This window comes from Streptomyces sp. NPDC008079, assembly GCF_042957385.1.
In the GTDB taxonomy this organism is placed as follows: Bacteria; Actinomycetota; Actinomycetes; order Streptomycetales; family Streptomycetaceae; genus Actinacidiphila.
On record NZ_JBIBIC010000023.1, the window covers coordinates 39,012 to 51,696 of the forward strand.

At 73.1% G+C, this 12,685-nt stretch carries 13 protein-coding genes and 1 tRNA gene; 8 read left to right on the plus strand and 6 right to left on the minus strand.

The window, feature by feature from the left end:
• Complete coding sequence (locus ACFZAM_RS32995) at nt 1-765, minus strand: SDR family oxidoreductase (protein WP_355339331.1); 765 nt, start codon at nt 763-765, stop codon at nt 1-3.
• A gap of 77 nt (nt 766-842) precedes the next feature.
• Complete coding sequence (locus ACFZAM_RS33000; RefSeq protein WP_355339334.1) at nt 843-1,424, minus strand: TetR family transcriptional regulator; 582 nt, start codon at nt 1,422-1,424, stop codon at nt 843-845.
• A 98-nt stretch (nt 1,425-1,522) separates the two neighbouring features.
• Here ACFZAM_RS33000 and ACFZAM_RS33005 point away from each other — a divergent pair, with 98 nt between their 5' ends.
• Nucleotides 1,523-2,245 carry a Clp protease N-terminal domain-containing protein gene (locus tag ACFZAM_RS33005; protein WP_355339337.1) on the plus strand — a complete coding sequence of 241 codons (723 nt, stop codon included), beginning with the start codon at nt 1,523-1,525 and terminating at the stop codon, nt 2,243-2,245.
• Between the two features lie 56 nt (nt 2,246-2,301).
• On the opposite strand, the gene ACFZAM_RS33010 is transcribed toward ACFZAM_RS33005, so the two are convergent.
• Nucleotides 2,302-3,033 carry a class I SAM-dependent methyltransferase gene (locus ACFZAM_RS33010; protein ID WP_355339340.1) on the minus strand — a complete coding sequence of 244 codons (732 nt, stop codon included), beginning with the start codon at nt 3,031-3,033 and terminating at the stop codon, nt 2,302-2,304.
• A 464-nt stretch (nt 3,034-3,497) separates the two neighbouring features.
• Between ACFZAM_RS33010 and ACFZAM_RS33015 the strand changes: the two genes are divergently transcribed.
• Nucleotides 3,498-4,295 (plus strand): SLATT domain-containing protein, encoded by a 798-nt coding sequence (locus ACFZAM_RS33015; protein ID WP_391051348.1) that lies wholly within the window; start codon nt 3,498-3,500, stop codon nt 4,293-4,295.
• 55 nt (nt 4,296-4,350) lie between these two features.
• Here ACFZAM_RS33015 and ACFZAM_RS33020 read toward each other — a convergent pair whose 3' ends face one another.
• On the minus strand, nt 4,351-6,177 hold the full coding sequence (locus tag ACFZAM_RS33020) for an AMP-binding protein (RefSeq protein ID WP_391051350.1): 1,827 nt from the start codon (nt 6,175-6,177) through the stop codon (nt 4,351-4,353).
• Between the two features lie 293 nt (nt 6,178-6,470).
• Complete coding sequence (locus tag ACFZAM_RS33025; protein WP_355339349.1) at nt 6,471-7,340, minus strand: LysR substrate-binding domain-containing protein; 870 nt, start codon at nt 7,338-7,340, stop codon at nt 6,471-6,473.
• A gap of 237 nt (nt 7,341-7,577) precedes the next feature.
• Between ACFZAM_RS33025 and ACFZAM_RS33030 the strand changes: the two genes are divergently transcribed.
• Nucleotides 7,578-8,633: a bile acid:sodium symporter gene (locus tag ACFZAM_RS33030; RefSeq protein WP_391051489.1), complete on the plus strand. Its 1,056-nt coding sequence runs from the start codon at nt 7,578-7,580 to the stop codon at nt 8,631-8,633.
• Nucleotides 8,548-9,081 carry a DUF664 domain-containing protein gene (locus ACFZAM_RS33035; protein WP_391051352.1) on the plus strand — a complete coding sequence of 178 codons (534 nt, stop codon included), beginning with the start codon at nt 8,548-8,550 and terminating at the stop codon, nt 9,079-9,081. The genes ACFZAM_RS33030 and ACFZAM_RS33035 overlap by 86 nt, the downstream gene beginning before the upstream one ends.
• Nucleotides 9,082-9,146: 65 nt before the next feature.
• On the opposite strand, the gene fdhD is transcribed toward ACFZAM_RS33035, so the two are convergent.
• A complete protein-coding gene (gene fdhD / locus ACFZAM_RS33040; RefSeq protein ID WP_391051354.1) occupies nt 9,147-9,992 on the minus strand; it encodes a formate dehydrogenase accessory sulfurtransferase FdhD in 846 nt (281 codons plus the stop codon).
• A gap of 77 nt (nt 9,993-10,069) precedes the next feature.
• Between fdhD and ACFZAM_RS33045 the strand changes: the two genes are divergently transcribed.
• From ACFZAM_RS33045 to ACFZAM_RS33060, 4 genes are all read left to right on the plus strand, one after another.
• Nucleotides 10,070-10,423: a chorismate mutase gene (locus ACFZAM_RS33045; protein ID WP_188281279.1), complete on the plus strand. Its 354-nt coding sequence runs from the start codon at nt 10,070-10,072 to the stop codon at nt 10,421-10,423.
• A 122-nt stretch (nt 10,424-10,545) separates the two neighbouring features.
• Entirely contained in the window at nt 10,546-11,211 is a 666-nt protein-coding gene (locus tag ACFZAM_RS33050) for an NAD(P)H-binding protein (protein WP_355339358.1), read from the plus strand.
• Between the two features lie 150 nt (nt 11,212-11,361).
• Nucleotides 11,362-11,446 (plus strand) — tRNA-Leu (locus tag ACFZAM_RS33055).
• Nucleotides 11,447-11,582: 136 nt separating this feature from the next.
• The gene (locus ACFZAM_RS33060; RefSeq protein WP_391051357.1) at nt 11,583-12,596 is read left to right on the plus strand and encodes a DUF5954 family protein; all 1,014 of its coding nucleotides are present in this window, start codon (nt 11,583-11,585) and stop codon (nt 12,594-12,596) included.
• Nucleotides 12,597-12,685: the final 89 nt, after the last annotated feature.

Below are 12,685 nucleotides of genomic sequence, written 5' to 3' on the forward strand. Positions count from 1 at the left end.
TCAGGCCGTGGCGCCGCCGTCGATCACCAGGTCGGTGCCCACGGTGGAGGTGGCCGCGGGGGAGGCGAGGTGGAGGACGGCGGCGGCGATCTCGGCGACGCTGGACGCGCGGCCGAGGGGGATCTGGGCGCGCAGGCGGGCGGCCTTGGCGGCGGGGGTCTCGCCGGGGCGCGAGGACATGGGGGTGTCGACGGCGCCGGGGCTGACGGCGTTGATCCGGACGCCGTCGCCGATGTGGTCGAGGGCGGCGGCGCGGGTGAGGGCGCTGACGGCGGCCTTGGCCGCGGTGTACGCGCCGAGGCCGGGAACGCGGCGGTGGGCGCCGATGTTGGAGGCGACGTTGACGACGGCGCCGCCGCCGTGCGCCCGCATGTAGCCGATCTCGTACTTCATGGAGAGCCACAGCCCGGTCAGGTTGGTGTCGAGGCTGTGCCGCCAGTCGGCCTCGGATATGTCGGCGACCGGGGCGGGAGGGGTGATGACGCCGACGTTGTTCACGGCCACGTCGAGGCCGCCGAAGCGGGCCGTCACGGCGTCGACCAGGCGCTCGACGTCCGGCGCGACGGTGATGTCGGCGGGTACGGCGGCGGCCTCGCCGACGCCCTCGGCCGCGATGAGGGCGACCGTCTCCTCAAGGGTCCGCTCACTCCGCCCGGCGACGGCGACGCGGGCGCCCGCACGGGCGAAGGCGAGCGCGACGGCCCGCCCGATACCGCTGCCGCCGCCGGTGACGAGGACGGCCCTGCCGGTGAAGGTGTCGGACATGACGGCTCTCCAGATGCCTTGGGTGCCTACGGGAATGAGAACGATCGGTCGCGAAAAGGGGGCTCGGACCCGTCCGGTCAGTCGAGCAGGGCCAGCGCCTGCGCCGCGGCGTCGCGCGGGCGTTCCGGGTCGCCGCCGGCCTTGCCGACCACGCGGATCCCCTGGAGCAGCACCAGGAGCATGCGGGCCAGCGCCCGCGGGTCCCGCCCGGCGGGCAGCTCGCCCTGGGCGCGGGCCCGCAGCAGCGCCGAGGTCAGCCCGGCCTCCAGCAGGTCCCAGCTCGCCTCCACCCGGCGGGCCGCGGCCCGGTCGTGCGGGGCCAGTTCCACCGCGGTGTTGGTCATGAAGCAGCCGCGCCGCAGTTCGTCGCGCGCGGACTCCTCGGCGAAGCGGGTCACCACCGCCCGTACCCCCGGCAGCGCGGGCCCCGGCTGTGACAACTCCTCCAGCAGCCGCGGGTCGCACAGCTCGCCGTAGCGGCGCAGCGCCAGCAGATACAGCTCGTGCTTGCTGCCGAAGGTGGCGTAGACGCTCGCCCGCGCGATGCCCAGCGCCTCGACGACGTCGGCCATCGACGTGGCCTCGTAACCGCGCCGCCAGAACAGCTCAAGTGCCGCCTGGAGCGCCGTGTCCGGGTCGAATTCCTTGCTCCTCGCCATGCCGATGACCCTAGGGTCAATGAGAACGATCGGTCAAGAAAGAGCCGATCGTCAACTAAAGGTTGACGATCGAGGAATCGTCAACCTAACGTTGACGCATGACCCAACACCCGGTACGACTCGACGACCTCATCGACTACGTCAAGGAACAGCACCCCGGCAGCGAACCGCTCGAAGACCTCCAGCACGCGGTGGCCGTCGCCACCCACGTCGGCGAAATCGCCGACCACCTCATCGGCCACTTCGTGGACCAGGCCCGCAGGGCGGGCGCCTCCTGGACCGACATCGGCCAGCACATGGGGGTGAGCAAGCAGGCCGCGCAGAAGCGGTTCGTGCCCAAGGTCCCCGAGGACCTGGAGTATCTGAGCGTGGAGGCGGGCTTCAACCGCTTCACCGCGCGCGCCCGCAAGACCGTCGCCGCCGGACAGGAGGAGGCCCGCGGCGCCAGGCACAGCGCCGTGGCACCCGAGCACCTGGTCCTCGGCCTGCTGGACGAGCCCCACGGCCTCGCCGCCCTGTGCTTCGGCGCCCTCGGCGTCAGCGCGGAAGCCGTCCGCGCCGCCGTTTCCACCCCCGGCACCGAGGAAGAGCCTCTCAAGGGCAACCTCCCGGTCAGCCCCGCCGCCAAGAAGACCCTCCACCTGGCGCTGCGCGAGGCCCTGCGGCTCGGCCACAACTACATCGGCACCGAACACATCCTGCTCGGCGTCCTCAGCGACGACCAGGAACCCGCCGCCAGAGCGCTCGCCGGCCTCGGCGTCACGCACGAGGCGGCGGAGGCGTGGACCCTCGCGAGCCTGGCCGACCTCGCCAAGGAGTGACCGGCACGGCCGCCCGGCGCCGGCCCGGCCCTCCCCGGCCGGTCCGGCGTCGCCCCTCAGCTCTCCTTGCGCAGCGCCAGCAGCCGGTACACCGGGTCGGGGCGCGGCACCTGCTGGCCGGGAAGCAGCGCCAGCCGCCGCACCAGCGCGCCGGCCTGCTCGTCGTCCAGCGCCAGCGCCGACGCGTAGTACCCGCGCTCCAGATCCCCGGCGGTCCGCTCGGGGGAGCGGCCCTGCCCGTGGCCGGTGAAGCGCGCCTCGCCCGCCCTGCGCAGCCCGTGCTCTGAGGCGACGGCCAGGATCCGCGGGGCCGCGTCGTACGCCTTCCGCACCCGGTACGGCGCCAGCAGTTCGTCCACGTCGCTGTTCATGTCGTGGCCCGAGTCCTTGTCGACCGTCGTCACGAACACCCCGCCGGGCCGCAGTACGCGGGCGCACTCGGCGACCACCGCGGGCGCGTCCGGCAGCAGGTGCAGCAGCCACACCGCGCTCACCGCGTCCAAGGACGCGTCGGCGAAGGGCAGCCGATGGCAGTTGCCCAGCACCACCGACGTGCCGAGGCGCTCGGCGGCCACCTGGGCCATGCCCTCGGAGGAGTCGACGCCGAACACCCGCAGTCCCGGCCGGTCGAGCAGCCCGGTGACCAGACCCGTACCGCAGCCGATGTCCAGCAGTGTGCCCGCGCGTTCGGGCACCAGGGCGAGGATCGCGCGGGCCGCTGACCGGGCCCGCGGCACACCGCCGCGCGTGGCGTCGTAACGCGCCGCCTCCACGTCGTAGTCCAGCATGTGCGAAATGCTAGAGGCCCCAGGTGAACAGGGGTTCACCCGGGACCTTGCGCGCCGGTTACGTGGTGAGGCCAGTGTTACGTCTGGCCGAAGGGTCCGGATCCGGCCCGAGGCGGGTACCGTTGTCCGGATTCACCGGTTCCGCGCGGCCGGGCCCGACCGGCCCGAGCGCGGCGCGCTCCAGCGCACCGCAGGTGCCGCCGACCGCCCGTCCCCCGCACGGCGCGGACGGGCGCGGCGGGAACCGGACACCGCGATGGCTCGCGCACGCCCTTCGGCCCCACGTCCCGTCAGCGCGCCGCACGTTTCCGTATACGCGTCACACGGCGCCCCTCGGGCTCGGTGGGGGCCCTGCGGGGCTTGTGGGTGCGGAATCCCACGGCTCGGCGGTGAACCCGCCCTGAGAAACGGCGCGTTACCGCGACCGGACGTGACGGCGGCGCGGCAGCCGATAACCTCGCCGGATGACTGAGCTGGACGGCGGCGGTACGCCGACGGGCGCGTCCGGGACCGGGCGGCGGCAACGGCAGGCCCGCGATCTGGGCGGCAGGCCCTTCCCGGACATCGCGGTCGACGGACCGGACGGGCAGCGCGAGGCGCTGGCGCGGCTGCGCGCCTGGGCCGAGCAGGAGGCGCAGGACGCCATCGACTGGTACCAGCGCGACAAGCGGCGCAAGCGCACCGCCTCCCGCACGCTCCAGGCGCTGGCCATCGCCCTCGCGGTGGCCGGTACGGCCGTGCCGCTGGCCACCGCGGCGAGCGGCGGCTCCGGGCAGGGCTGGGGATACGTCCTGCTCGCCCTCGCCGCGGGCTGCAAGGGATTCGACCACTTCTTCGGGCTGTCGGCGGGCTGGATGCGGGACATCACCGTCGCCCACGCGCTGCGCGGCGAGCTGAACGCCGTACGCCTCGAATGGGCCGCCGACGTGCTGCGGGCCGGGCCGGGAGGAGCCGCCGCCCGTACCTCGGGACCGCTCGAACCGGCCGAGGTCGAGCGCCAGTTGGCCCTCATCGCCCGGCTCGTCACGACGGTGCGCGGCCACGTCGAGTCCGAGACCGTCGACTGGCGTACGGACCTGAGCGCGCGCATCCGGCAGCTCAACGAGGCGGACGGCGGCCTGTCAGGCGCGGCGGTACCGGCCGCACCAGGCGGACCGGCCGCACCAGGCGGACCGGCCGCATCCGGGGGACCGGCCGCGTCCGGGGGACCGGCCGCGTCCGGGGGACCGGCCGCGTCCGGTGACCGGCAGCCCCTGGCGTAGGGCCAGCCCCTGACGTGGGCTCCCTGACGCAGGCCCGGCGGGCCGGGCTCCCGCCTCAGCCCCGGTAGAGCGCCTCGATCTCCCGCGCGTACGCGTTCTCTATCGCCCGCCGCTTCAGCTTCAGCGACGGCGTCAAGGTGCCGCGCTCCTCCGAGAACGGCGCCGCCAGGATGCGGAAGGTGCGGATCGACTCGGACTGCGAGACAAGGGTGTTCGCGGCGACCACGGCCCGCCGGATCTCCGCCTCCAGGTCCGGGTCGTGCACCAGCTCGGTGGCGGGCAGATTCGGCTTGCCGCGCATCCGCAGCCAGTGCTCGACGGCCTCCCGGTCGTAGGTGATCAGCGCGGCGACGAAGGGCCGGTTGTTGCCCACGGCCACGCACTGCGCGACCAGCGGGTGCGCCCGCACCCGCTCCTCCAGCGCGACCGGCGACACGCTCTTGCCGCCGCTGGTCACCAGGATCTCCTTCTTGCGGCCGGTGATCGTCAGATAACCGTCCTCGTCGAGCGCGCCCAGGTCCCCGGTGGCGAGCCAGCCGTCCCGCAGCACTTCCTCGGTGGCCTTGGCGTTGTTGAGGTAGCCGTGGAAGACCTGGCCGCCGCTCAGCCAGATCTCGCCGTCGTCGGCGATGGCCACGGTGGTGCCGGGCACCGGCTGGCCGACGGTGCCGAAACGCGTCTGCTCCGGCGGGTTCGCGGTCGCGGCGGCCGTCGTCTCGGTCAGGCCGTAGCCCTCGTAGATCGTGACGCCCGCGCCGGAGAAGAACAGGCCGAGCCGCCGGTCCATCGCCGAGCCGCCCGAGATCCCGTGCCGCACCCGGCCGCCGAGCGCGTCGCGGACCTTGCTGTAGACCAGCTTCTCGTAGAGCTGGTGCTGCATCCGCAGACCCGTGCTCGGACCTGGTCCGGTGCCGAAGGCCCGCGCCTCCACCGCCTCCGCGTACCGCACCGCGACGTCGACCGCCTTCTCGAACGGCCGGAGCCTGCCGCCCGCCTCCGCCTTGCGGCGCGCGCCCTGGTAGACCTTCTCGAAGACGTACGGCACGGCCAGGACGAACGTCGGCCGGAAGGCGGCGAGGCTCGGGATGAGTTCGGCGGCCGTCATGCTCGGCTGGTGGCCGAGGCGGATCCGGTGCCGTACCGCGGCGACCTCCACCATGCGGCCGAAGACGTGCGCCAGCGGCAGGAAGAGCAGTGTGGACGGCTCCTCGCCCGGCTTGCTCCGGAAGACCGGCTCCCAGCGGGCCACCACGTTCTCGGTCTCCGCCATGAAGTTGGCGTGCGTGAGGACACAGCCCTTGGGCCGCCCGGTGGTGCCCGAGGTGTAGATGACGGTGGCGACGGCGTCGGGTGTGACGGCGAGGCGGTGCCGCTCCACGACCTCGTCGCCGATCTGCCGCCCGGCCTCCGACAGTTCGCTCACGCAGTCGGAGTCGAGCTGCCACAGCCGGGTCAGCGCGGGCAGTTCGTCCACGGCCGCGCCGATCGTCATGGCGTGGTCCTCGTGCTCCACGACCGCCGCCACCGCGCCCGAGTCGTGCAGCATCCACCGCACCTGCTCGGAGGAGGAGGTCGGATAGACCGGTACGGACTGGGCGCCGATCGCCCACAGCGCGAAGTCGAACAGCGTCCACTCGTACCGGGTACGGGACATGATCGCGACCCGGTCGCCGAACCGTACGCCCTCGGCCAGCAGCCCCTTGGCCACCGCGACCACCTGGTCGCGGAATTCGCTCGTCGTCACGTCCTGCCAGACGCCGTCCTCGTCCGCGCGGCCGAACACCACCTTGTCGGGGGCCTGCCGTGCGTTGCCGAACACGGCATCCGCCAAACCTCCGGCCTGTGGCGTCGTGGCCATGGGGGGGACGGTGAACTCGCGCAACGGGTGCTCTCCTCATACCGCACAGTGCGGGGCCCGTAAGCTATCCGATCCGCCGCACGGGCGGGAGGGCCGTGGCAGGCCCGTGTTATCGGACATCTGTGCTGGTGGCGGGCGTATGACCGCGTCTCACAAGGGAGTCGTGCCCACGCGGCCGTTTCCGATGCTTCCGCCGCCGTACTTTTATCTCCACCAAATCTGCGCCGACCGGTCACTGGCGCTCCACTGTCCCAGGGGCCACGTGCGCCCCGCGCCCGGCCCCGCGTCATCCGCCCCGCGTCCAGCCCCGCGCCTGGTCAGGGCAGCGGCTTGTGCAGCCGGTCGCCGCCCGCGAGGATCGCTGCGGCCAGCGCGTCGGCCGCGTCCTGGGCGCGGGCCTGCCGCCGCCCGTGCAGCAGGACGAAGTCCACCGCACCCAGTTCCGGCAGCCCGGACCGGGCGGGCAGCCGTACCAGCCCGGCGGGCACCAGGCCCTGCGCGTGCGCCATCACGCCGAGGCCCGCGCGGGCCGCCGCGACCAGACCGCTGAGCGAGGCGCTGGTGCACGCCACCCGCCAGGCCCGCCCGTCGCGCTCCAGCACCTCCAGCGCGCGGGCGCGGGTGATGCCGGGCGGAGGGAAGGCGATCAGCGGCACCGGACGGTCCGGGTCCAGGCGCAGCCGCTCGCCGCCGATCCACACCAGCTTGTCGCGCCACACGAGCTGCCCGGGGCCGTTCGGCCCCTGCCGCTTGGCCAGGCACAGGTCGAGCCGTCCCGCGTCGAGCCACTGGTGGAGGGTGCCGGACAGTTCGACGGTCAGCTCCAGGTCGACCTCGGGGTGCTCGCGCCTGAAGCCCTCCAGGATCTCCGGCAGCCGGGTCAGCACGAAGTCCTCCGAGACGCCGAAGCGCAGCCGTCCGCGCAGCCGGGTGCCGGTGAAGAAACCGGCCGCGCGCTCGTTCGCCTCCAGGATCGTCCGGGCGAAGCCGAGCATCGCCTCGCCGTCCTCGGTCAGCTCCACGCCGTGGGTGTCGCGGGCGAAGAGCCGGCAGCCCGCCGCCTCCTCCAGGCGCCGCACATGCTGGCTCACCGTGGACTGCCGCAGCCCCAGCCGCTGCGCGGCCTGCGTGAAGCTCAGCGTCTGCGCCACGGCGAGGAAGGTCCGCAGTTGCACGGGATCGAACATGCCGCAAGTCTAGTCCGGCTATCGCGTTCCGTGATGACAGTGAGTACGGCAACCGGGCTTCCCGATCGCCGACGCCCCGACGATGCTGGAGCGGTGCCATCAGATACCGCGCCGCAGGACCCGCCAGACACCGCGCCGCAGGCCGCCGGGACGGACACCGCGCCGCAGGCCGTGACAGATACCGCGCCGCGGGCCGCCGCGACGGACTCCGCGCCGCGGGCCCCGAAGCGGTCGAGGCTGCTCAAGCGGCTGCCCGTCGACCCGTACATCGCGGCCCTGCTCGCCACCGTCGCCTTCGCCGCGCTGCTGCCCGCGACCGGGACCGCCGCGCACACCGCGAGCCGTGCCAGCAACGGCGCGGTCGCGCTGCTCTTCTTCCTCTACGGCGCCCGGCTGTCCACCGGCGAGGCGCTGACCGGGCTGCGCCACTGGCGGCTGCACCTCACCGTGCTCGCCGCCACCTTCGTCGCCTTCCCGCTGCTGGGCCTGGCCGCCCGCGGCCTGGTCCCGTACGTCCTGGCGCCGCAGCTCTACCCCGGCTTCCTCTTCCTGTGCCTGCTGCCGTCCACCATCCAGTCCTCGATCGCGTTCACCTCGATCGCCCGCGGCAACGTCGCCGCCGCCATCTGCGCCGGGTCCTTCTCCAGCCTCGCCGGGATCGTCCTCACCCCGCTGCTGGCCGCGGCCCTCATCGGCGGCGACTCCGGCGTCGACGCGCACGCGCTGCTCGACATCTCCCTCCAGCTGCTCGCGCCCTTCGTCGCCGGGCAGGTGCTGCGCCGCTGGATCAACGGGTTCCTCACCCGGCACCGCAAGGTGCTCGGCTACGTCGACCGCGGGTCGATCCTGCTGGTCGTCTACACCGCCTTCAGCGCGGGCATGGCCGAGGGCATCTGGCACAAGGTCGCGGTGCCGCGGCTGGCGGAACTGCTCGTCCTGGAGGCGGTGCTGCTCGCCCTGATGCTCGGCCTCACCTCCTTCGGCGCGCGCCGCCTCGGCTTCGACCGGGCCGACCGGATCACCATCGTCTTCGCCGGGTCCAAGAAGAGCCTGGCGTCCGGACTGCCCATGGCCACCGTGCTGTTCGGGTCCGGCGCCGGGCTCGCCGTACTGCCGCTGATGCTCTTCCACCAGATGCAGCTCATGGTCTGCGCGGTGATCGCGAAACGCTGGGCACGCCAGCCGGACCCGGAGGTAGCGTGGCGCGATGACCAGGACGACGACGCCACGCGACCAGCCGGACCCGCCGCCGCTCCGCGGCGACCTGCGCCCGCCGGGGCTGAACGCGGATGAGCCGACGACGCTGCTGAGCTTCCTCGACTATCTGCGGGAGGCCGTCGTCGCCAAGGCGGAAGGCGTGCCGGACGAGGTCGCGAAGGCGCCGGGCGTCACCTCGGGCACCAGCCTCCTCGGCCTGGTCAAGCACCTCACGGCCGTCGAGTTCAACTGGTTCGTCTGGGCCTACGAGGGCGCCGACCTCCCGCTGCGGGACGACGAGATCCCGCCGTCCGACGACGAGAGCGGCGCCGACCTGATCGCCGCCTACCGCGCCGCCGCCCTGCGCAGCAACGAGACCGTCGCCGCCTGCGCCGACCTCGAACGCCCCGGCGCCCGCTCCCTGCGCGAGACCCCGGCGCCGTCCCTGCGCTGGGTGCTGGTCCACATGATCGAGGAGACGGCGCGGCACGCGGGCCACGCCGACATCATCCGCGAGCGGTACGACGGGGACGTCGGCCGCTGACGGCCCCGTTCAGCGGATCATCCGATGAGCCGGTGACCCGATCAGCCGGTGACCCGATGACCCGGTCACCTGGTGTGCTCCGCCGCGAGCGCGATACGGGACTCGCCCGCGTACACGTTCATGGAGTTGCCGCGCAGGAAGCCGACGAGGGTGAGACCGGACTCCGCGGCCAGATCGACGGCGAGCGAGGAGGGGGCGGAGACGGCGGCCAGTACGGGGATGCCTGCCATCACGGCCTTCTGCGCCAGTTCGAACGAGGCGCGGCCCGAGACCATGAGGATGTGTCCCGCCAGCGGCAGCCGGCCCTCGCGCAGCGCCCGGCCGACCAGCTTGTCCACCGCATTGTGCCGCCCCACGTCCTCCCGCGCGTCCAGCAGCTCGCCGTGCTCGTCGAAGAGGGCGGCGGCGTGCAGCCCGCCGGTGCGGTCGAAGACGGCCTGCGCGGCGCGCAGCCGGTCGGGCAGCGAGGACAGCAGCGCCGGGGTGAGCCTGGGGGAGTCCGGATCGGTGATCGGCAGCCGCGTCGCCGTACGCACCGCGTCCAGGCTGGCCTTGCCGCACAGCCCGCAGGACGACGTCGTATAAACGTTCCGCTCCAGCGAGATGTCCGGAAGCGGGACACCGGGCGCGAGCTGGACGTCCACGACGTTGTACGTGTTCACGCCGTCCGCGGTGGCGCCCGCGCAGTACACCACCGACCTGACATCGTCGGCCGCGGCGAGCACGCCCTCGCTGACCAGGAAGCCGGTGGCCAGCGCGAAGTCGTCGCCGGGCGTGCGCATCGTGATGGCGAGCGGCTTGCCGTTCAGCCGGATCTCCAGCGGCTCCTCGGCCACCAGCGTGTCCGCGCGGTGCCCCGCCACGCCGTCCCTGATCCGCAGTACGCGGCGCCGCTCGGTGACCCGTCCCATGCCTCAAGAGTGACATAGGTAGGGTGATCGGGAACTCGCCGCCGAGCACCACGGACCGACCAGGATGGCAGACCGAGATGAGCGACCAGCCGACCGCCGAGCACTCACTGGTGAGCGACGAGGAGGCGTTGGAAAGACTCCGCGCCCTGCGCGGCAGCATCGACAACCTGGACGCGGCGCTGGTGCACCTGCTCGCCGAGCGCTTCAAGTGCACCCAGCAGGTCGGTGAGCTGAAGGCCGCACACCACCTCCCGGCCGCCGACCCGGCCCGCGAGGCCGACCAGATCGGCCGGCTGCGCCGCCTCGCGGAGGACGCCAAGCTCGATCCTGCCTTCGCCGAGAAGTTCCTCAACTTCATCATCGACGAGGTCGTACGGCACCACCGTGCCATCGCCGCCCGTCCGAAGCAGGCCCCGAACAACGGTTCCTGACCGGCCCCCTGAACGGCCGCTCCTGACCGTGCGTCAAGTGCCCGGCGCCCGCACCCCGAAACCCGGTGGTGGGGCGCCGCGTTGAACCTGGCACAGCACACGCACACACAGGGAGCCACCACATGAAGCTCACGATCTTCGCGGCGACCGGGGGGATCGGCCGGCTCCTGGTCGATCAGGCGGTCGACGCGGGACACGACGTGACGGCCGTCGTCCGCAATCCGGCGCGACTCACCCGGGACGTCCACTCCGTCACCGCCGACCTCACCCACCCCGACGCCGACGCGCTGCGCGGCGCGGTCGAGGGCGCCGACGGCGTCCTGTCCGCGTTCGGTCCCAGCTCACGGGCCCAGACCGGCATCACCTCGGTCGGCACCCGCGCCATCGTCGAGGCCATGCAGGCCACCGGCGCCCGCCGGATCGTCGTCGTCAGCGCCGCGCCGGTCTCCACCACCCCGTCGCCCGGCCGTCCGAACCCGCCCAAGCACGACCCGGGCGAGGGCCCCCTCATGCGCTATGTCGGCGCCCCCATGGGCAAGCTCTTCCTGGGCAAGCACTTCGCCGACCTCGCCCTCATGGAGGACATCCTCCGCGACAGCGGCCTCGACTGGACCTCCGTCCGTCCGCCCCGCCTCACCGACAAGCCGCTCTCCACCACCTACCGCACCGCCGTCGACCAGAACCTCCGGGGCGGCGCCCTCGCCTCCCGCGCCGACGTCGCCCACTTCATGCTCCACGCCCTCTCCGACCCCGCCACCGTCAAGCAGGCCATCGGCATCGCCACCTGAGCCCCCACCCGCCCCCACCTGCTCCGCAGCGTCCGTCCGGGCCCCGCACCCGGCCGGACCGCCCGCCGCAATCCCAGGTGAGAAGCACTCCGAATCCTTGGTATCGTTGACCCCGTCACCACGACCCGGCGGGTCGCGGTGGCACACCCCGTCCGGGTGGCGGAATGGCAGACGCGCTAGCTTGAGGTGCTAGTGCCCTTTATCGGGCGTGGGGGTTCAAGTCCCCCCTCGGACACCCATGGTTTTCCTGACAAGGCCGCCTTCGGGCGGCCTTTTTCAGCCCCCTGCTGACAACGATGTCGCGTACGTGTGGTGTGCGGTATCAGGCAATTCGCTGACAGCCGCCGCTCGGGTGTGGGGACAATGGCTCCATGAGCGGGGACGAACCCACAGCGTCAGAGAACCTGATCATGAACGTCCAACTAGGCGGCCACCCCGTCGAATTGGCCGCCGAGGCAGACCGCAGAGACGCCGCGCAGCGGTACGGGCACTACATCGTCCGCGGCCCGCTCTTCGCCCTGGCGGCGTGCGCACCGGGCGACGTCGGATGGCGGTTGCTGACCCCCATGACGGACGGCTTCCCCCAGGCGTCGCGCGACGCCCTCAACTCCCGCCTCTGGTTCCGGGCCAAGGAGGACACCGACGACCCGGCGCTGCGCCGGGAGTTGCTGTCGGCGGTCGACCGCCTGGAGTCGGAACCCCTCGACGAGCTGACCGTGGCCGGGACCCGCTACCGGGTCGTCCGCGGCGACGAGTTCTTCTACACCCATGACGGCAAGGTCGAGCCGCCGCGCCCCACCGACCCCGATCCCGCGGTCCTGGACTGGGACGACCGCGCCGCGGACCCCGAGCTGGACGGCGACGTCGTCATCGACCACGCCGCCGCGACCGGGGTGATGGCGAGCGCCGAACGCCTCGCGCTGCGCGACCTGCACTACCGCAGCCTCCGCTACCCCGCCGACGTACGGGCCGACTCGCGCTCCGCGCTGCGGACGCATCCGGGAGTCGTCCTGCTCCCGGCGGCGTTCCGGGTGGTCGAGCGGACGGACGTCGGCTGGGAGCCGGCCATCAACATCCTGGCCACCCCGCACGCCGCCCGCCGGGCCCTGGCCGACGCGCTGACCACCATGTGGCCCCGGATGTACGAGCTGGACGCGGCCGAGGAGGCCGACTACGCCCGCGCCGCCGAGGAGTTCCGCGCGGCCGGCCGGGCGAATGAACTCGAGGTCGGCGGCCGGCAGTTCTCCGTGGCCCGCGTCGCGCGGCTGATCCGGGTCGGCGCCGACGGCCCCGAGCCGCCCCGCCCCTCCGACGTCGACCCGTACGGCCCGTCGAAGATCCACCCCACGATGGACGAGCACGGGAACATCACCTACGACGAGTGACCACCGGCCCGGTGCGGTGACGTGCCCACCGGGCCGCCGGGGATTCGTGTGACGGATGCGACGACCGCATTCCGTCTGTCTTGATCATG

What these genes read in the sequence shown, in the direction of transcription:
- ACFZAM_RS32995 (WP_355339331.1), bottom strand. Translation starts at nt 765, where the DNA reads ATGTCCGACACCTTCACCGGCAGGGCCGTCCTCGTCACCGGCGGCGGC.
- ACFZAM_RS33000 (WP_355339334.1), bottom strand. Translation starts at nt 1,424, where the DNA reads ATGGCGAGGAGCAAGGAATTCGACCCGGACACGGCGCTCCAGGCGGCA.
- ACFZAM_RS33005 (WP_355339337.1), top strand. Translation starts at nt 1,523, where the DNA reads ATGACCCAACACCCGGTACGACTCGACGACCTCATCGACTACGTCAAG.
- ACFZAM_RS33010 (WP_355339340.1), bottom strand. Translation starts at nt 3,033, where the DNA reads ATGCTGGACTACGACGTGGAGGCGGCGCGTTACGACGCCACGCGCGGC.
- ACFZAM_RS33015 (WP_391051348.1), top strand. Translation starts at nt 3,498, where the DNA reads ATGACTGAGCTGGACGGCGGCGGTACGCCGACGGGCGCGTCCGGGACC.
- ACFZAM_RS33025 (WP_355339349.1), bottom strand. Translation starts at nt 7,340, where the DNA reads ATGTTCGATCCCGTGCAACTGCGGACCTTCCTCGCCGTGGCGCAGACG.
- ACFZAM_RS33035 (WP_391051352.1), top strand. Translation starts at nt 8,548, where the DNA reads ATGACCAGGACGACGACGCCACGCGACCAGCCGGACCCGCCGCCGCTC.
- fdhD (WP_391051354.1), bottom strand. Translation starts at nt 9,992, where the DNA reads ATGGGACGGGTCACCGAGCGGCGCCGCGTACTGCGGATCAGGGACGGC.
- ACFZAM_RS33045 (WP_188281279.1), top strand. Translation starts at nt 10,070, where the DNA reads ATGAGCGACCAGCCGACCGCCGAGCACTCACTGGTGAGCGACGAGGAG.
- ACFZAM_RS33050 (WP_355339358.1), top strand. Translation starts at nt 10,546, where the DNA reads ATGAAGCTCACGATCTTCGCGGCGACCGGGGGGATCGGCCGGCTCCTG.
- ACFZAM_RS33060 (WP_391051357.1), top strand. Translation starts at nt 11,583, where the DNA reads ATGAGCGGGGACGAACCCACAGCGTCAGAGAACCTGATCATGAACGTC.